At 73.7% G+C, this 17,683-nt stretch carries 17 protein-coding genes; 9 read left to right on the plus strand and 8 right to left on the minus strand.

The annotated features are described in order from the left end of the window. Positions 1-5 precede the first annotated feature (5 nt). Together GGQ55_RS24005 and GGQ55_RS24010 are read right to left on the minus strand one after the other, a co-directional pair. A complete protein-coding gene (locus tag GGQ55_RS24005; RefSeq protein WP_179721137.1) occupies positions 6-887 on the minus strand; it encodes a thioredoxin family protein in 882 nt (293 codons plus the stop codon). Between the two features lies 1 nt (position 888). Beyond that, positions 889-1,941 carry a Gfo/Idh/MocA family protein gene (locus tag GGQ55_RS24010; protein ID WP_366490134.1) on the minus strand — a complete coding sequence of 351 codons (1,053 nt, stop codon included), beginning with the start codon at positions 1,939-1,941 and terminating at the stop codon, positions 889-891. 234 nt (positions 1,942-2,175) lie between these two features. Between GGQ55_RS24010 and GGQ55_RS24015 the strand changes: the two genes are divergently transcribed. Both GGQ55_RS24015 and GGQ55_RS24020 read left to right on the plus strand, forming a co-directional pair. Beyond that, positions 2,176-2,553, plus strand: a complete 378-nt coding sequence (locus GGQ55_RS24015) for a C-glycoside deglycosidase beta subunit domain-containing protein (protein WP_179721141.1) — start codon at positions 2,176-2,178, stop codon at positions 2,551-2,553. Continuing rightward, positions 2,550-3,530 (plus strand): sugar phosphate isomerase/epimerase family protein, encoded by a 981-nt coding sequence (locus tag GGQ55_RS24020; protein ID WP_179721143.1) that lies wholly within the window; start codon positions 2,550-2,552, stop codon positions 3,528-3,530. The genes GGQ55_RS24015 and GGQ55_RS24020 overlap by 4 nt, the downstream gene beginning before the upstream one ends. Before the next feature lie 56 nt (positions 3,531-3,586). On the opposite strand, the gene GGQ55_RS24025 is transcribed toward GGQ55_RS24020, so the two are convergent. Continuing rightward, on the minus strand, positions 3,587-5,041 hold the full coding sequence (locus tag GGQ55_RS24025; protein WP_218859422.1) for an MFS transporter: 1,455 nt from the start codon (positions 5,039-5,041) through the stop codon (positions 3,587-3,589). A 209-nt stretch (positions 5,042-5,250) separates the two neighbouring features. On the opposite strand from GGQ55_RS24025, the gene GGQ55_RS24030 reads away from it, so the two are divergent. The 5 genes from GGQ55_RS24030 to GGQ55_RS24050 all read left to right on the plus strand — a co-directional run bounded on the left by GGQ55_RS24030 (position 5,251) and on the right by GGQ55_RS24050 (position 10,076). Further along, complete coding sequence (locus GGQ55_RS24030; protein WP_179721145.1) at positions 5,251-5,505, plus strand: hypothetical protein; 255 nt, start codon at positions 5,251-5,253, stop codon at positions 5,503-5,505. A 69-nt stretch (positions 5,506-5,574) separates the two neighbouring features. Beyond that, positions 5,575-6,183, plus strand: coding sequence for a TetR/AcrR family transcriptional regulator (locus GGQ55_RS24035; protein ID WP_179721147.1), 609 nt, complete (start codon positions 5,575-5,577; stop codon positions 6,181-6,183). Positions 6,184-6,189: 6 nt separating this feature from the next. Then, positions 6,190-8,367, plus strand: a complete 2,178-nt coding sequence (locus tag GGQ55_RS24040; RefSeq protein WP_179721149.1) for an MMPL family transporter — start codon at positions 6,190-6,192, stop codon at positions 8,365-8,367. A gap of 27 nt (positions 8,368-8,394) precedes the next feature. Next, positions 8,395-9,081, plus strand: a complete 687-nt coding sequence (locus tag GGQ55_RS24045; protein WP_179721152.1) for an alpha/beta fold hydrolase — start codon at positions 8,395-8,397, stop codon at positions 9,079-9,081. Between the two features lie 68 nt (positions 9,082-9,149). Beyond that, positions 9,150-10,076, plus strand: coding sequence for a DUF808 domain-containing protein (locus GGQ55_RS24050; RefSeq protein WP_366490138.1), 927 nt, complete (start codon positions 9,150-9,152; stop codon positions 10,074-10,076). Here GGQ55_RS24050 and GGQ55_RS24055 read toward each other — a convergent pair. Continuing rightward, a complete protein-coding gene (locus GGQ55_RS24055) occupies positions 10,058-10,693 on the minus strand; it encodes a TetR/AcrR family transcriptional regulator (RefSeq protein ID WP_179721156.1) in 636 nt (211 codons plus the stop codon). The two genes, GGQ55_RS24050 and GGQ55_RS24055, sit on opposite strands and share 19 nt — an antisense overlap. A gap of 106 nt (positions 10,694-10,799) precedes the next feature. On the opposite strand from GGQ55_RS24055, the gene GGQ55_RS24060 reads away from it, so the two are divergent. Further along, on the plus strand, positions 10,800-11,999 hold the full coding sequence (locus GGQ55_RS24060; RefSeq protein ID WP_366490140.1) for an FAD-dependent oxidoreductase: 1,200 nt from the start codon (positions 10,800-10,802) through the stop codon (positions 11,997-11,999). Positions 12,000-12,086: 87 nt separating this feature from the next. On the opposite strand, the gene GGQ55_RS24065 is transcribed toward GGQ55_RS24060, so the two are convergent. Beyond that, positions 12,087-13,724 carry an MDR family MFS transporter gene (locus GGQ55_RS24065; RefSeq protein ID WP_179721158.1) on the minus strand — a complete coding sequence of 546 codons (1,638 nt, stop codon included), beginning with the start codon at positions 13,722-13,724 and terminating at the stop codon, positions 12,087-12,089. Further along, complete coding sequence (locus GGQ55_RS24070; protein WP_366490142.1) at positions 13,721-14,200, minus strand: MarR family winged helix-turn-helix transcriptional regulator; 480 nt, start codon at positions 14,198-14,200, stop codon at positions 13,721-13,723. Before GGQ55_RS24070 ends, GGQ55_RS24065 begins: the two co-directional genes overlap by 4 nt. A 109-nt stretch (positions 14,201-14,309) precedes the next feature. Here GGQ55_RS24070 and GGQ55_RS24075 point away from each other — a divergent pair, with 109 nt between their 5' ends. Next, positions 14,310-14,888 carry a TetR/AcrR family transcriptional regulator gene (locus GGQ55_RS24075; RefSeq protein WP_179721160.1) on the plus strand — a complete coding sequence of 193 codons (579 nt, stop codon included), beginning with the start codon at positions 14,310-14,312 and terminating at the stop codon, positions 14,886-14,888. Positions 14,889-15,090: 202 nt separating this feature from the next. Here GGQ55_RS24075 and xylB read toward each other — a convergent pair whose 3' ends face one another. Together xylB and xylA are read right to left on the minus strand one after the other, a co-directional pair. Further along, a complete protein-coding gene (gene xylB / locus GGQ55_RS24080; protein ID WP_179721162.1) occupies positions 15,091-16,494 on the minus strand; it encodes a xylulokinase in 1,404 nt (467 codons plus the stop codon). After that, positions 16,491-17,681: a xylose isomerase gene (gene xylA, locus GGQ55_RS24085; RefSeq protein ID WP_179721164.1), complete on the minus strand. Its 1,191-nt coding sequence runs from the start codon at positions 17,679-17,681 to the stop codon at positions 16,491-16,493. The genes xylB and xylA overlap by 4 nt, the downstream gene beginning before the upstream one ends. Positions 17,682-17,683: the final 2 nt, after the last annotated feature.

Below are 17,683 nucleotides of genomic sequence, written 5' to 3' on the forward strand. Positions count from 1 at the left end.
AGCTCCTACTTGTCGGACGGCTTGCGGAAGTCGACCCAGCCGGGCAGCTCCCAGGGGCGGGCGAGCGCCTCGCGGAGGCGCTCGGAGAGGTCGGCCGCGGACGGCAGCGGCGAGGTGCGCCCGTCGCGCTCGTAGAGCCGGCAGGTCAGGCCGGTCGGCGCCTCGCTCGGGAACAGGTCCTGGCGGCCGACGGAGAAGGTCGGCGAACCGGGGAAGCCGAGCCGCTGCGCGTCGTCGCGGGTGCGCACCTCGCGCAGGACGACGTGGACGTCCTCCCGGCCGAGCTCGGCGAGGGTCTCCCGGAGCAGGTCGGCGGCCTGGCCGTGGGACGGGCAACCCTGCCACCACAGCAGCTCGACCCGCCACTTGATCGAGCAGCCGGCGGCCGGCGTCGTCGGCCGGCGGACCTCGCTGCCGGCCAGCACGTCGTCGAGGGCCTCGCGCACCCAGACGGCGTCCAGGCCCGGGTCGTCGTAGTCGGCGTCGGGGGCGCCGTGGTAGCGCACGACACCGTCGCGGTCGATCACGAACACCTCGGGGGTCGCGGTCGCACCGTAGGCGCGGACCACGTCCTGGTCGGCGTCGCGCAGGAACGGCCCGGCCAGCTCGCCGGCGTCGACCCGGGCGCGCATCCCGTCGACGGAGTCCTCGGGGTGTTCGGCGTCGTCGTTGCTCACCACCTGCAGGACGACGACGTCGCGCTCGGCGAGGTCGCGGGCGACCTGCTGGACGCGGTCGTGCCAGGCGCGGGCGTAGGGACACCCGTTCGAGGTGAAGACGACGACGCTCGCCGCGTGCTCGTCCGGCCGCAGCGCGACGGGGACCCCGTGCGCGTCGGGCAGCTCGAACAGCGGGGCGCGATCCCCCACCGCCAGACGTCCGGTCATGTCAGCCCACCTCCACCCATGCCTGCTTCGCCGCGGACTCCAGGACCGCGTCGGTGATCCGTGCCGCCCGCAGCCCGTCGGCGAACGTCGGCAGCCCGTCCGGGGCCTCCCCGGTGAGGGCGGCGTAGGTGTCGGCGACGAACGCGTCGAAGCAGTCCTGGTAGCCCTGCGGGTGCCCGGCCGGGAGCACGGTGTAGCGGGCGGCGGCCGGCCCCTCGCTCGTGCCGCGCAGCAGCTGCCGGTTGACCTCGCGACCGCCGATCCAGAGCGAGTCGGGGTTCTCCTGGTCGAAGGTCAGGCTCTCCTCGGCGCCGTCGACGGAGAACCAGAGCCGGTTCTTGCGGCCGGGCGTGATCTGGCTGACCGTCACGTTGCCGAAGGCGCCCCGATCGGTCTCGAACAGCACGACGGCGGCGTCCTCGGTCTCCACCCGGCGGCCGCCCCGGGACGGGACGGCGATGACCGTCTGCGCGGCCAGCCGCACGATGCGGTGGCCGGAGACGAACTCGACCAGGTCGCACCAGTGCACGCCGATGTCGGCGAACGCGCGAGAGGGACCTCCGGCCGCGGCGTCGACCCGCCAGTTGTCGTCGTCGGCGCCGGCGAGCCAGTCCTGCAGGTAGCTGCCGTGCAGCAGCCGCAGCGGACCGGTCGTGCCGTCGGCGACGCGGGCGCGGGCCTCGCGGACCGTCGGGTAGAAGCGGTAGACGAACGGCACGGTGGCGGTGACGCCGGCGTCCTCGGCCAGCCGCAGCAGCTCCGCGGCCTCGCCCGCGTCGACGGCCAGCGGTTTCTCGCAGACGACGTGCTTGCCGGCGGCGATCGCGGCCCGCACGAGCGGGGCGTGGGTGGCGTTGGGGGTGCAGATGTGCACGACGTCGACGTCGTCGGCGGCGAGCAGGTCCTCGACCGACTCCGCGATCCGCTCGGCGCCGAGCGTCTCGGCCGCGGCGCGGGAGGACTCCGGCGTCGAGCCCACGGCGGCGACCACCGTGCCGCCGGCCCGCCGGATGGCCCGGGAGTGGACCTCGCCCATGAACCGCACTCCGACCACGCCGGCACGGACGCGAGGGGACACCGGACCTCCAGCGGGGATGGATGGTCGGCCTCGACGGCACGACCACGTGAGCGCAACCACATACTTCTGCTCGCGAACGGAGGAAGTCAACGCACGGGAAGAACAAGAATCCTGATGCCGGTCATCGGTCCGGCTGATGCCGCTGGACTCTGCCGCTGAGCCCCCCATCTTTTGCTGGTGATCGGAAGAAGTGTGGTGTAGAACGACCGGGTGTTCGCCCGCCACCTCGTCGAGTCGGCCACCCTGACCGACGACGCGCTCGAGCTGTCCGTCCGGCTGAACTGGTACCGCAGCCTGCCGCTGTCCTGCGTCGAGCAGCTCGGGGTGCGGCTGGACGGCGAGGCCCTCGCCCCGGCCACGCTGGAGGTCGACGGCGTCCGCTACGGCGTCGCAGACCTGGCGGCCGCCGACGACAGGTGGTGGCACGTCCTCGACTCCGCCCTGGTCCGGGTGCCGCTGGAGCGGACGCCGGGGGCGGGCCGGCACGAGGTCGAGTTCGTCCTCGGCAGCCGGATCCCGTACCTGGTGGCCCCGGACGGCTCCGCCGCGGTCATCGCCGACAGCGCCCGTGCCGAGGTGGCCCGATGAGCGCGCCCGGCCTCGGCGTGATGCTGTTCAGCCTCGGCGGCGAGTTCTACCGGCGGCGGATGTCGCTGTCCGGGTGCCTGGAGGCCGTCGCCTCGCTCGGCCCCGACCAGGGCATCGAGCTGATCGGCGCGCAGAGCCTGCGCTCCTACCCGGACGTCTCCGCCGCCGAGGTGCGGGACTTCCGGGAAGCGGTCGAGCGGACCGGCGTCGTCCCGGTCTCGTACTGCGCCTACCTGGAGCGGGCGCGCTCCCGGTCCCGCGCGCTGTCGCCGGTGGCGGCGCTCGAGCTGCTCGAGCAGGAGATCGCGACCGCCCGCGCGCTCGGCTTCCCGATGGTGCGGCTCAACACCGCGACCCCGGAGGTGCTGCGCGCACTCGCCCCGCTCGCCGACCGGACCGGCGTCGAGCTGGTCGTCGAGCTGTCGAAGGAACCGCGCACCGACCCCGGGACGGCGGAGCTGCTCGAGGAGCTCGACCGGCTGGCCTGCCCCGCGCTGGGGGTGATCCAGGACTTCAGCGCCTTCGTGCGGCGGGTGCCGCAGCCGTTCCTCGCCGACGCGGCCGCCGGCGGCGCGCCGGTCGCCGCCCTGGAGGCGGTGACCGGGGCCTGGGCGGCCGGGCAGCCCGTGGACGCCGCGGTGGACGCCGTCCTGTCGCTGGACCTCTCCCCCGCCGAACGGGGCCAGGCGGTGCAGGCCGCGCACATCACCTACGCCCTGTTCCCGCGCGGCGAGGCGGCCGGCCTGGCCGACGTCCTGCCCCACCTGCGGCACGTGCAGGCGAAGTTCTTCGCCCTCGACGGGGCCGGTACCGAGCCCTGCGTGCCCCACGCGGAGCTCATCGCGATCCTGCGCGACGGCGGCTACGCCGGACGGATCCACAGCGAGTTCGAGGGCTTCCTCTGGGACGACGACCTCGACGCCATGGAGCAGCTGCGCCGCCACCAGGCCGACGTCGTGCGCCTCTGGGCGGCCTAGCCCCGAATGTGGTTTCGCGCGCTTAACCGTGCGCGGTTAAGCGCGCGAAACCACCCTCAGCGGCGGGAGTGGACGCGGCGGTCGACGAGGACGTCGACGACCGCGAGGACGAAGGCGGCGACGATGAACGCCGCTGCGACGAGGATGCCGTGCTGGAAGGCGCCGGCGAAGTCGCCGTGGCTGGAGGCGACCCGGGCGAAGAAGACCGAGCCGACCGCGGCGATGCCGACCGCAGCGCCGATCCGCTGGCCCACCTGCAGCAGCCCGCCCGCGGTGCCGGCCCGCTGCACCGGCACCTGGGACAGCGTCAGGGTCTGGTTGGGCGAGATGACCAGGCCCGCGCCCAGGCCACCGACCAGCAGCGGGGCGAGGGTCGCCCAGCCGGTGCCGTTCTCGGGGACCTCGTGGACGGCGATCAGCGCGCCAAGGAAGCCCACCGCCACGAGCAGCAGGCCGACGGCGACCAGCGCCCGGCCGAACCGGTGCACGATCCGGCCGCCGAGCGCGGCGGAGGCCGCCGAGCCGACCGCGAACGGGGTGATCGCCAGCCCGGCCTGCAGCGCCGTGTAGTGCAGCCCGGTCTGCAGGTAGAGCGTGAAGACGAAGAACAGCGGGGTGAACCCGGCGAAGAACAGCGTGATCATCGAGCTGCCGAACGACCACGACCGCAGCCGGAACAGCGCGAGGTCGACCAGCGGCTCCTTGCCGCGCCGCGTGTAGCGGAACTCCCAGGCGACGAACGCGGCCAGCAGCATGACGGCGGCAGGGATCAGCAGCCACTTGGCGTGGCCCTTCCACTGCTGCTCGTTCACCAGCGGGAGCAGCAGGACCACGATGCCGACGCCGAGCAGACCCACCCCGACCGGGTCGTAGTCGTGCCGGCGCCGCTCCCCCTTCTCCGGTGCCGGCAGCAGCCGCCAGGCCAGCGGCATCGCGATCAGGCCGATCGGCAGGTTGATGAAGAAGACCCAGCGCCAGCCGGTGTCGGTGCCGAACGCCTGGATCAGCGCGCCGCCCAGCAGCGGGCCGATCGCGGTCGAGATGCCGATGACGGTGCCGAACAGCCCGAAGGCGGTGCCGCGCTCGCGGCCGCTGAACAGCTGCTGGATCAGCGCGCTGATCTGCGGTGTGAGCAGGCCGCCGGCCAGGCCCTGCACCAGACGGGCGACGACGAGGAAGAGCGCGGTGGGCGCGAGCCCGCAGGCCAGCGAGGACAGCGTGAACAGCCCGAGGGCGACGACGAACATGGTCCGGCGGCCGCGGACGTCACCGACCCGGCCGGCGGGCACCAGCAGCAGGCCGAACGTCAGCGCGTAGCCGGAGACCACCCACTGCAGCTCGCTCTGCGAGGCGTCCAGCCCGGTGCGGATCGAGGGCAGCGCGACGTTCACGATCGAGACGTCGAGCAGCACCATGAAGCCGCCGACCAGGCAGACGGCCAGGGCCTTCCACCGCCGTGGGTCCGGCGCCTCCGCCGTCCCCTCCTGCTGCTGCCGCCGCACGTCCGTCACGGGAGGTCGCCCTACCCGAAGTTGTTGCGCACAACCGACCTCCGGCGTGGCGTGCGCCTCACCCTGGTCCGCGGGGCGCCTACGCCGTAGCCTTCCACTCGTGGCGATCCGGCAGATTCCCTGCGGGCCCGCCGGCGCCTGACTCTCCGCCGGCGGGTCCGAGGCATGGCGTCGAGAGCGAGCCCCTCCCCGTCCGCCGAGGAATCCCCATGACCCCCGTCAAGGTCCACGTCACCGTTCCCGACCTGGCCGGTGTCCAGCGCGTGCTCACGCTGCTGACCGGCCGCCGCTACCCGCTCACCCGCTTCGAGGCCGAGGAGGCCGGCGCGGGGTGCTGGCGGGTCAGCATCGACACCGTCGTCGACGCCGACGACGCCGGGCTGCTCGAGGCCCGGCTGGACCGGCTGCCCAGCGTGCTGGCCGTCGACCTCCGCCGCAGCGCCGTCCTCTCCGCCGTGGGGTGAGCGGGCTCACGAACCTTTCTGGGCGGTAAACCGACCAGATTGGTCGGTCGCGGGGTTACCGTCGTCGTCGTGGCACGTCCGTTCCGGCAGCAGATCGACGAGGGCATCGTCGACCGGGCGGCGGCGCTGTTCGCCCGCAGCGGTCTCGCGAAGACCTCCGTGCAGGACATCGCCGACGCCGTGGGGCTGTCCAAGGCCGGTCTGCTGCACCACTTCCCCAGCAAGGACGCGCTGTGGGAGGCCGTGGTCGCGCAGGCCGCCGTCCTCGGGCAGCAGGTGCTGGACCTGACCCGCGAGCAGCCGGCCGGCCCCGAGCGCGACCGGCTGGCCCTGGAGGTCCTGGTCGACGTCGCGCTGGCCCATCCCGGCCTGGTCGCGCTGCTGCTGGCCCCGCTGACCCAGGGACTGCCCGGCGCACCGGAGCTCGACGTCGCCGGCGCGGCCGCGCTGGCCGCCTTCGGGATCGATCCGGCCGCGCCCGTCACGGAGCGGACCGTCCGGGTCACCGGCGCGCTGACGGCGCTGGCCGTCCTCACCCTCGCCGCGCACGCCGCGGACCAGACCACCGCGTGGCGGCGCGCCATCGTCGCCACCTGCTTCGACGCGCTCGGCCACCACCGGCCCGTCGCCGTTCTTCCCGCAGCCGACCTTCCTGGATCCGACAAGGTGGAGGCCTGATCCCCCATGGCAGTGCTGTTGTCCCGTCTCGGTGCCCTGGCGCACCGGCGGCGGTGGGTCGTCGTCCTCGTCTGGCTGGTCGTGCTCGTCGGCGGCGCCGTCGGTGCGGTCACCTTGTCCGGGGAGACGACGAACAGCTTCTCGATCCCCGGCCAGGAGTCGACCGTCGCGCTGCAGCGGATCGGTGAGGAGTTCGGCGCCGGCGGCGGTGCCACCGCGCGGGTGGTCATCCAGGCCCCCGAGGGCCAGACGCTGACCACGCCGGAGAACGCCGCGGCGGTGACGAAGCTCGTCGACGAGCTCGGCGGCCTGCCCGGTGTCGCGTCGGCCAGCAACCCGCTGGACCCGAACGCGCCCACGGTCAACCGGGAGCAGACGACCGCGTACAGCACGGTCAACTACTCGGCCAAGCCCGGCGAGGTGACGCCGGAGGAGCAGGACGCCCTCCTGAAGGCTCTCGCCGACGGGCGGGACAGCGGGCTCACCGTCGAGGCGACCGGCGAGGCCACCCAGGCGGCGCCGCACGTCGGCGGGCCCACCGAGGCGATCGGTGTCGTCATCGCGCTCGTCGTCCTCGCGATCACCTACGGCTCGCTGGCGCTGGCCGGCATGAACCTGCTGACGGCGGTGATCGGGGTCGGCATCGGCGTCCTCGGTGTCACGGTCGCCACCGGGTTCGTCGACCTGTCCTCCACCACCCCGACGCTGGCCGCGATGCTCGGCCTCGCCGTCGGCATCGACTACGCGCTGTTCATCGTCAACCGGTACCGGCAGGAGCTGCGCCACGGCGCGGCACCCGCCGCCGCGATCGCGACCGCCGTCGGCACCGCAGGGTCGGCCGTGGTGACCGCCGGTCTCACGGTGGTCATCGCGCTCGCCGGCCTGTTCGTCGTCGGCATCCCGTTCCTGACCCAGATGGGCATCGCGGCGGCCGCGACGATCGTCGTCGCCGTCCTGGTCGCGCTCACCCTCGTGCCCGCCGTGCTCGGCTTCTTCGGGATGCGCGCCCTGCCCAAGAAGCAGCGGGCCGCCCTGGCCGCCGGCACGGAGGTCCCCGCGCGGGGCCGCGGCTTCCTCGCCGGCTGGATCGGCGTGGTCACCCGCCACCGCGTGACCGCGCTGCTGCTGGCGGTCGTGGCGCTCGGGACGATCGCCGTCCCGTTCTTCTCGATGCGGACCACGCTGGTGCAGTCCGCGCCCGACGACAGCACGCAGGCCCGCGCGACCCAGCTGCTGTCCGACGGCTTCGGCCCAGGCTTCCTCGGCCCGATCACCGTGCTGTTCGAGGGCCAGGGCGCCGCCGAGGCGGCGGCGCAGACCAGCGCCTCGCTGGCGAACCTGGACGACGTCGCGCTGGTCACCCAGCCGATCCCGAACCGCGACGACACCGCCGCGCTGCTCACCGTGATCCCGAAGTCCGGCCCGACCGACGCCGCCACCGAGCAGCTGGTCGCCGATCTGCGGGCCGACTTCGCCGGCCTGGGCGGCGTCACGGCGTCGGTGACCGGGCAGACCGCGGTCAGCGTCGACGTGGCCAAGAGCCTGGACGACGCGCTGCCGGTCTACCTCGCGCTGGTGGTCGGCCTGGCCCTGGTCCTGCTGATCCTGGTCTTCCGCTCGCTGCTGGTGCCGCTCGCCGGCGTGCTCGGGTTCCTGCTCACCATCGGGGCGTCGCTGGGCGCGACGGTCGCGGTGTTCCAGTGGGGCTGGCTGGCCGACGTCGTCAACCTCGACACCACCGGACCGCTGATCAGCCTCACCCCGATCCTGGTGATCGGGATCCTGTTCGGCCTGGCGATGGACTACCAGATCTTCCTGGTCAGCCGGATGCACGAGGCGCACAGCCACGGCGCCGCGCCGCGCGAGGCGATCCGCACCGGCTTCCGGCAGGCGGCCCCGGTCGTGGTCGCGGCCGCGCTGATCATGTTCTCGGTGTTCGCCGGGTTCGTGCCGGCCGGTGAGGCGACGATCAAGTCGATCGCGTTCGCGCTGGCGGCGGGCATCCTCTTCGACGCCTTCGTCGTCCGGATGGTGCTGGTGCCGGCGGCGCTGGCGCTGATGGGGCGGGCGGCCTGGTGGCTGCCCCGCTGGCTGCGCTGGCTGCCGGTGCTCGACGTCGAGGGCGCCGCGCTGGAGAAGGCCTCGATCGCGCCGGCGGACAAGGAGCCGGTCGCCGTTCCCTGACCGTTCCGAGAGGGCCATCCTGCGGTGATGAGCGCTCCCGGTGCGGTGCTGGTGCACGGCCTCTGGCACGGCGCGTGGTGCTGGGACGACGTCCGCGCGGCCCTGGCCGCGCGCGGGGTCGACAGCGTCGCGGTCGAGCTGCCGCTGACCGACCTCGCCGACGACGTCCGGGTGACGCGCGACGCCCTCGACGCGTTCGGGCGCCCGGCCGTGCTGGTCGGGCACTCCTACGGCGGAGCGGTGATCACGGCGGCCGGCGCACATCCGCTCGTGCGCGAGCTGGTCTACCTGGCCGCGTTCCAGCTCGACGACGGCGAGTCGGTGAGCCGCACGCTGCCGGACCGGGCGCTGCCGGACACCCGGCTCCCCGAGGCGATGCGCGTCTCCGGCGGCGAGGTCGCCCTCGACCCGTCGCTGGGCCTCGAGCTGCTGTACGGGGACACCGAGCCGTCGATCGCCGCGGCGTGCGTCGCCCGGCTGCGGCCGGTCGGACGCGCCGTGTTCCGCGGGATTCCCGAGTCGATCGCCTGGCGGTCGGTGCCGTCGACCTACGCCGTCTGCGCCGACGACCGGGCCGTGCACCCGGAACTGCAGCGGGCGATGGCCTCCCGCGCGACGCGCACCGTCGAGTGGCCCTGCGGGCACAGCCCGGCCGCCACCCGGCCCGACGACGTCGCCGCGCTGATCGCCGGACGGATCGCCGCCGACGGGTGAGCGGCTGTGCGTTCCCTGGGAACGCACAGCCGGGGTCGGGACGTGGTAGTCCCGTGGCGGGTGGACTGGTGGCTCTGTTCGACGACGTCGCGGCACTGGCCAAGGCCGCCGCGGCCTCCCTGGACGACGTCGGCGCGGCGGCCGGCCGGGCAGGTGTGAAGGCCGCCGGCGTCGTGGTCGACGACACCGCCGTCACGCCGCAGTACGTGCACGGCCTGGCCGCCGAGCGCGAGCTGCCGATCATCCGGCGGATCGCCCTCGGCTCGGTGCGCAACAAGCTGCTGGTCCTGCTGCCGGCCGTGCTGCTGCTCAGCCAGTTCCTGCCGGTGCTGCTCACCCCGATCCTGATGGTCGGTGGCGCCTACCTCTGCTACGAGGGCGCGGAGAAGGTCTGGCACAGGCTGCGCCCGTCCCACGAGGAGCACGCGGCGGGCGAGGAGGCGCTACCGGACGAGGACACCGTCGTCGCCGGCGCCGTCCGGACCGACTTCATCCTGTCGGCGGAGATCATGGTGATCGCGCTGAACGAGGTGGTCGACCAGGGCTTCTGGTCGCGGGCGGTGATCCTCGCGGTCGTCGCGGTGGCCATCACCGTGCTCGTGTACGGCGTCGTCGGCCTCATCGTGAAGATGGACGACGTCGGGCTGCACCTGTCCACGAAGCCGGCGCGTGCGGTCGCCGCGCTCGGCCGCGGGCTGGTCAAGGCCATGCCGCGGCTGCTCGCCGTCCTCACCGTGGTCGGGACCGCCGCGATGCTCTGGGTCGGTGGCCACATCCTGCTGGTGGGCAGCGACGAGCTGGGCCTGCACGCCCTGTACGGCGCGGTGCACTCCCTCGAGCAGGCGGCGCACGAGGCGACCGGGGCACTCGGCGGGCTGGTCGGTTGGCTGGTCAACACGCTGGGCAGCGCGCTGCTCGGCCTCGTCGTCGGCGCCGCCGTCGTGGCGGTGGTGTCGCTCGTGCGGCGCCTCCGCGCTCAGCCCGCGAGCAGGTAGCGCACCGCGGTCTCCCCCAGGTCCTCGACGAACCGGTCGTCGTCCACCGGCGTCGGTGTGGCGAAGCCGGGCCCGTAGGCCACGCGGATGATCGTCGTGGCGAACACGGTGCCGAAGCAGGTGCGGACGGCGGCCTCCGGGTCGTCGTGCCGGATGGCGTCGGCCGCCCGCAGCACCACACGGCCGAAGCCCTCCCCCAGCTCCTGGCTGTAGCGGGAGCCGCGCCGGCGCACCTCGGGGTGCGCGGCGGAGATGAGGACGACGGCGCGCAGGAACCGCTCGTGCCGCAGCGAGCCGCCGATCATCTCGGCGACCGCACCGCGCACCAGCTCCGCCGGGGCGAGCCCGGCCCACCGGGCGTCGTCGGCGAAGACCTCCTGCTCGTCGCGGAGCGCCGCGATGCCGTGCTCGTAGACGGCGAGGAACAGCGCGTCCTTGCCGGTCGTGCGCGCGTAGATGGCCGGCGGCGCCACCTGCGCGCGTTCGCAGACGGCGGCGATCGTGAACGCGTCGTAGCCGCCGTCCTCGAGGATCGCGACCCCGGCGTCGAGGACGCGGTTCCACGCCTCGCGGCTGCGCCGCTGCTTGGGCGGTCGCACCTCGAGATCGGCATCCACGGCCTCATCCTCCCCGACGCGGCTTGACAGAACAGGAACGGGCACTACAGTTCCGCGTCAACTGTAGTGCTCACTACGGTTCTGCTCGAGCCCGACGAGGTGCCCCGTGACCCTTTCCTCACCCCGCGGCCGCGTCGCCGTCCTCGGTGCCGGACCCGCCGGGATGGCCGCCGCGCTCGGCGCGCTCAAGGCCGGGCACGACGTCGTCGTCTACGAGCGGTACCGCGAGGCCCGGCCGGCCGGGAACATCCTCAACCTGTGGCCGCCGCCGCTGAAGGCGCTGCGGGCGCTCGGTGTCGACACCCACGACCTCGGTGCGCCGACCGACGGGGAGTTCCGCAACGTCCACGGCCGGGTGCGGGTGCACGTCAAGCTCGACGAGGACGTGAAGCAGGCCTACGGGGGCGGGTTCATCGGGCTGCTGCGCCCGGAGCTCTACGAGCGGATGCTGGCCGCGCTGTCCGAGGGCGTCATCCGCTTCGACACCCAGGTGGACCGGATCGAGCAGGACGACCGCGCCGTCACGCTGCACTTCGCCGATGGCAGCACCGCCGAGCACGACGTGCTGATCGGCGCCGACGGCATCGACTCCCTCGTGCGGCGCACGCTGTGGGGGGACGAGCCCAAGCGGGAGCACCGGCTGCACATCTTCGGCGGCTTCACCTTCGCCGAGGTCGACGGCACCGTCTCGAACAAGTGCATCCTGACCCACAGCCGCACGGTCCAGGGCAGCTGGAGCTCCATCCGCTACCACGGCCGTGACGGGCACCAGTGGTGGGTGCTCACCGCGACCGATCCGGACGCCCCGGCGCCGACCGACCTCAAGGCATCTGCCGCGGACCTGGCCGCCGGCTTCCCGGCACCGCTCCCCGGGCTCATCGCCGCGACCGAGCCGGGGAACGTGCAGCGCTGGGTGCTGCGCGACCGCCCGCCCCTGAAGCAGTGGTCGAAGGGCCGGATCACGCTCAGCGGGGACGCCGCCCATGCCACCTCGCCCTACGCGGCCTACGGCGCCGGCATGTCGATCGAGGACGGCTACTTCTTCGGCCGTGCTCTCCGCGGGGTCGACCTCACAGACCTCGCCGCCGTCCGGCAGGCGCTGCAGTCCTACGAGGACCCGCGCAAGCCGCACACGGCGCAGCAGGTCCAGATGGCGCGGATGCTGGGGAAGATCTTCCACCACGCCCCGGCGCCGCTGCGGCCGGTGCGCGACTTCGTCTTCGACCACACGCCGTTCCTGCAGAAGATGGCAGGCGACTCCAACCCCCGCGAGATCAACAAGCAGCTCGCATTGATCGAGGACTGACTGACGCGAGAAGGCACTCCGTGCACGGCCCTGCGGCGGGTTGCCGCGTGTCGCGTGCACGGAGTGCCTTCTCAGCGAGCGGGCGGTCTACCGGCGGGCGGTGGCCTCCCGGTCGTCGAGGTCGGGCTGCACCTCGTCGAAGGCCGGCGCGCCGTCGACCGCGTCGGCCGCGACCGCGGCGGCCTTGAGCTCGTCGGGCAGGTCGAGGCTGGTGCGCAGGGTGACCGGCTTGAGCAGCACGGCCGCGACGATCCCGACGACGGCGATGATCGCCGAGATCAGGAAGATGTGGCCCGTGGCGTCGCCGTAGGCGGCCCGCACGATGTCGACCACCACCGGGGGCAGCGAGTTCAGGTCGAGGCTGCCGCCGCCGCTCCCCGATGTGGGGATGCCGGCCGCCGTCAGACCCTCGGTGATCTTGCTCGCGACCTGCCGGGCCAGGACGGCGCCCAGCACCGAGACGCCGATCGTGCCGCCCAGCGACCGGAAGAACGCCACCGAGGAGCTGGCCGCGCCGATGTCCTTGAGCGCGACGGTGTTCTGCACCGCGAGCACCAGGTTCTGCATGACCATGCCGACGCCCACGCCGACGAGGAACATCGCGACGCCGACGAAGGCCAGCGACGTCTGGTGGTCGATGGTGGCGAGCAGGCCGAACCCGGCGACCAGGACGATCGACCCGGCCACGATGTAGGGCTTGATCTTCCCGCTCTTGGTGATCAGCCGGCCGGCGACGATCGAGGAGAGCAGGACGCCGGCCATCATCGGGATGGTCAGCAGCCCGGCCTGCGTGGGGCTGTAGCCGCGGCCGATCTGGAAGTACTGGCCGAGGAAGACCGCACCGCCGAACATCGCCATGCCGACCGCGAGGCTGCCGAGGATCGCCAGGGCGGTGGTCCGCTCGCGCACGATCTCCAGCGGCACGACCGGCTCCTTGGCCCGCGACTCGACCCACACGGCCAGCGCCAGCAGGACGACCGAGGCGCCGACCATCACGAAGGTCTGCCAGGAGATCCAGTCGAAGGAGCTGTCGACGAAGGAGATCCAGATGAGCAGCACGCTCACGCCGGCCGCGATCAGCGCGGCCCCCGCGTAGTCGATCTTCACGTCGTCCCGCCGGAAGGTCACCAGGCGCAGGGTGAGCTGCAGCAGCACCAGCGCGACGACGGCAAACGGGACGCCGACGTAGAAGCACCAGCGCCAGCCGAGCCACGACGTGTCGACGATCAGGCCGCCGAGCAGCGGGCCGCCGACGGTGGCCAGCGCCATCACGCCGCCGAGGTAGCCGTTGTACCGGCCGCGCTCGCGCGGCGGGATCATCGCCGCGATCGCCACCTGCACGAGGGCCTGGAGGCCACCGACGCCGATGCCCTGGACGGCGCGCGCGGCGATCAGCTGGCCGGCGCTCTGGCTCAGGCCGGCCGCCGCCGAGGCGAGCACGAAGATCACGATCGCGATCTGGATCAGGACCTTCTTGTTGAACAGGTCGGCGAGCTTGCCCCAGATCGGCGTGCTGGCCGTGGCGGTGAGCAGGGTGGCCGTGACCACCCAGGTGTACTGGGTCTGCGAGCCGTCGAGCGCGCCGATGATCTGCGGCAGCGCGACCGAGACGACGGTGCTGCTCAGCAGCGCCACGAAGAGCACCAGCAGCAGGCCGCTGAGCGCCTCGAGCGTCTGCCGGTGGGTCATCGGCGCGGCGCCGGCGGTGGGTGTGGGTGCGCTCATCGCGCGGCCTCCAGGGATGCGGTTCGGAGATCGGGGGAACGGAGGGTCCGGTCGACGTCGTCGACGAAGCGGCCCAGGGCCGCGGCCAGCGCCGCGACCTCGTCGGGGGTCCACTCGGCGAGCGCTCGGTCGAGCAGCTCGCCGTAGCGGCGGTGGGCGTCGTCCAGCGCGACCTCCCCTGCCGGGGTGAGCGCGAGGACGCTGGCGCGGCCGTCGTTCTGGTCGGCGCGCCGCTCGACGAGTCCCTGGGTCACCAGCGCGGCGACGGCACGGCTGACCGTGGACGGATCGAGCCCTGCGCGGACGGCGAGCTCGCGGGCGTAGCAGCCCGCGGAGTGCTCACCGACGTGCGTGAGCACGCCGAGCAGGCCCGCCGGGACGGCGGTGGCACCGGTCGGCCGGCACTGCTTGAGCAGCCGGATGCTCCGCCCGAGGTCGCGCAGCCGCAGGGCCAGCTCGCCCGTCGGATTCGTCACCGTCGCCTCCCCCCTGTGGATTTGGTTGCGGAACACATCTTCCTGTGAACGTGCCCGATGCGCAAGTTTGCCCGTTGAGAAATTCTGTGTCGCGCCGTACCGTCGGGCCGTGGACGAGACCACGGGCCTGCGCGAGCGCAAGAAGGCGGCCACCCGGCACGCGCTGCACGAGGCGGCGCTGCGGCTGGCCGCCGAGCACGGGCTCGAGCACGTCACCGTCGAGGCGATCGCCGATGCCGCCAACGTCTCCCGCCGGACGTTCTCCAACTACTTCTCCGGCAAGGAGGAGGCGCTCTTCCACGGCGACGCCGAACGGCTGCGCCGGATGCTGGAGCTGCTCGCCGAGCAGCCCGCCGACGAGCTGCCGTGGACGGCGCTGACCCGGGTCGCCGGGCAGATGGCCTCCGACATCGACCCCGCGTGGCTGGCCCACCGCCGGCAGCTGCGCGGACACCCGGGGCTGCTCGCGCACCAGGTCGCGGCCTACACCGCGGTCGAGGGCGAGCTGGCCGCCGCGCTCGCGCCGCGGCTGTCCGGCCGGGACGTCGAGCTGCGCGCGCGCCTGCTCGCGGCGGCGTTCCTGGCGACCGTGCGGGTGGCCACCCAGCACTGGATCGAGCACCCGAAGGGGCGGCTGGCCGACGTCGTCCGGACGGCGATGGCCGCCGCGGCGCCCGCGGAGAGCTGAGCCCGGACACGCCACGGCCCCGGCGAGGGGGTTCGACGACCACGCCGGGGCCGGTCACCGTCAGGGGTGCCCGACCCCGGCATGTCGAAACGACACCGGGACCAAAGTCCCGGACGTTGGCGGACGGGGCGCACCCGAGGGGCGCCCCGGGGCCCCGTCCGGCGACAGCATGCGTCGCAGGAATGCGACACGCAAGAGATGTCTAGGACGTCTGGCGTGTCGCGGTCAGCTCCCGCACCTCGGCGTACCGGTTCCGGACGTCGGGCGTGGGGTCGGCCTCGTAGACCTCGGTGCCCGGAGCCGGCCAGGCCGGGGCCGCCTCGCTGCCGGCGAGCACCCAGGCGGCCTGCCGGGCGGCGCCGTCGGCGACGTACTCCGAGGCCGGCGGCACGAGCACGGGCACGCCGAGCACGGCCGGCGCGATCCGGCGGACCGCCTCCGACTGCGCTCCGCCACCGATGAGGAACACCCGGCGCACCGGCGTCCCCCCGGCGGCGACGGCGTCCAGCCCGTCGGCCAGACCGCACAGGAGGCCCTCGACCGCGGCCCGCGCCAGGGAGGCGCGGTCGGCGGTCGCCTGGGTCAGACCGTGCAGGGCGCCGGTGGCGTCGGGACGGTTCGGCGTCCGCTCCCCCTCCAGGTACGGGACGAGCACGAGGCCACCCGCACCCGCCGGCGCCGACAGCGCCAACCGGGACAGCTCGTCGTGGTCGACGCCCAGCAGCCGCGCGGTCGCATCGAGCACCTGGGCGGCGTTGAGAGTGGCGATCAGCGGCAGGAAGTGCCCGGTCGCGTCGGCGAACCCGGCGACGGTGCCGCTCGGGTCGGCCACCGGCTCGCGGGTCACCATGTCCACCACGCCGGAGGTGCCGACCGAGCAGACGACGTCACCGGGCTCGGCGGCCAGGCCCAGCGCCGCGGCGGCGTTGTCGCCCGACCCCGGGCCGAGCAGCGCGCCGCCGGTCGTGGTCCCGGCCCGCTCGGCCGGTCCGAGCACCCGCGGGACGACCGCGCCGTGCCCGAGCGCGCGCTCCAGCAGGTCGGCCCGGTACTCCCCCGACGCCGCCGACCAGTAGCCGGTGCCGGACGCGTCCCCGCGGTCGGTGACCAGCCCGTCCAGGCCGGGCTTTCCCGCCAGCAGCCAGGTCAGCCAGTCGTGCGGCAGGCAGACCGCCGCCGTCCGGGCCGCGTTGTCCGGCTCGTGCTCGGCCAACCAGCGCAGCTTGGTCACGGTGAACGAGGCGACCGGCACCAGCCCGACCGCCTCGGCCCACGCCGCTCCCCCGCCCAGCTCGGCGGTGAGGTCCTCGGCGGCCTGCGCGGAGCGGGTGTCATTCCACAGCAGCGCCGGGCGGACGACGGCGCCGTCCTCGTCGAGGCAGACCATCCCGTGCTGCTGGCCGCCGACGGCGATCGCGGCGACGTCGTCCAGACCGCCGGCCTCCGCCAGCGCGGTCGACAGCGCCTCCTCCCACGCCGCCGGGTCCACCTCGGTGCCCGGCGGGTGGGGAGCCCGCCCGGAACGGACGAGCTCCCCGGTGTCGGCGTCGCGGACGACGACCTTGCACGCCTGGGTCGACGAGTCGACCCCCGCGACGAGGGTCATCGCGCCCCGAGCAGGTGCTCCAGGGCCAGCTGGGACAGGCGGACGGCGCCGATGCGGCGGTTGCCGGCGGCCACGGCGTCGAAGTCCTCGAACGCCGAGCGGTCGCGCAGCAGGTCCTCGTAGGTCTCGCCCTCGGCCAGGGTCGGCTGCGCGGACTCGGGCACGCCCGCCTCGGCCAGGGCCTCCTGCACCTCGGGGTCGGCGCGGAAGGCGAGCGCCCGCTCCTTGAGCAGCAGGTAGCTGCGCATGTTGGCCGCAGCGGAGTCCCAGACGCCCCGGATCTCCTCGGTGCGCAGCGGCTTGTAGTCGAAGTGCCGCGGGCCCTCGTAGCGCGGGCCACCCGACGGGAAGCCGTTCTCCAGCAGGTCGACGGTGGCGAACGCCGAGAGCAGGTCGCCGTGGCCGAAGACGAAGTCCTGGTCGTACCGGGGGCCCTTCTGGCCGTTGAGGTCGAGGTGGAACAGCTTGCCCTGCCACAGCGCCTGGGCGATGCCGTGCGTGTAGTTCAGGCCGGCCATCTGCTCGTGCCCGACCTCGGGGTTGAGGCCGACCATGTCGGCGTGCTCGAGGCTGGAGATGAACCCGAGGGCGTGGCCGATGGTGGGCAGGAAGATGTCGCCGCGCGGCTCGTTCGGCTTGGGCTCCAGCGCCAGGCGCAGGCCGTAGCCGCGGTCGATCGAGTACTGGGCGAGCGTGTCGATCCCCTCGCGGTAGCGGTCGAGGGCGGCCTTGAGGTCCTTGGCGGAGTCGACCTCGGAGCCCTCGCGGCCGCCCCACAGCACGTAGGTCTGCGCGCCGAGCTCGGCGGCGAGGTCCATGTTGCGCATGACCTTGCGCATCGCGTACCGGCGCACGCCGCGGTCGTTGGCGGTGAGCGCGCCCTCCTTGAACACCGGGTGGGTGAACAGGTTCGTCGTCACCATGGGGACGACGAGGCCGGTCTCCTCCAGCGCGGCGCGGAAGCGCTTGATGTGGTTCTCCCGGGCGGCGTCGTCGCTGCCGAACGGGATGAGGTCGTCGTCGTGGAAGGTGACGCCGTAGGCGCCGAGCTCGGCGAGCCGGTGCACGCTCTCGACCGGGTCGAGGTCGGGGCGGGTGGCGTCGCCGAACGGGTCGCGAGCGGGCCAGCCGACGGTCCACAGGCCGAAGGTGAACTTGTCGTCGCGGGTGGGCTGGGGCGTGCTCACGA

The organism is Petropleomorpha daqingensis (genome assembly GCF_013408985.1).
Taxonomy (GTDB): Bacteria; Actinomycetota; Actinomycetes; order Mycobacteriales; family Geodermatophilaceae; genus Petropleomorpha; species Petropleomorpha daqingensis.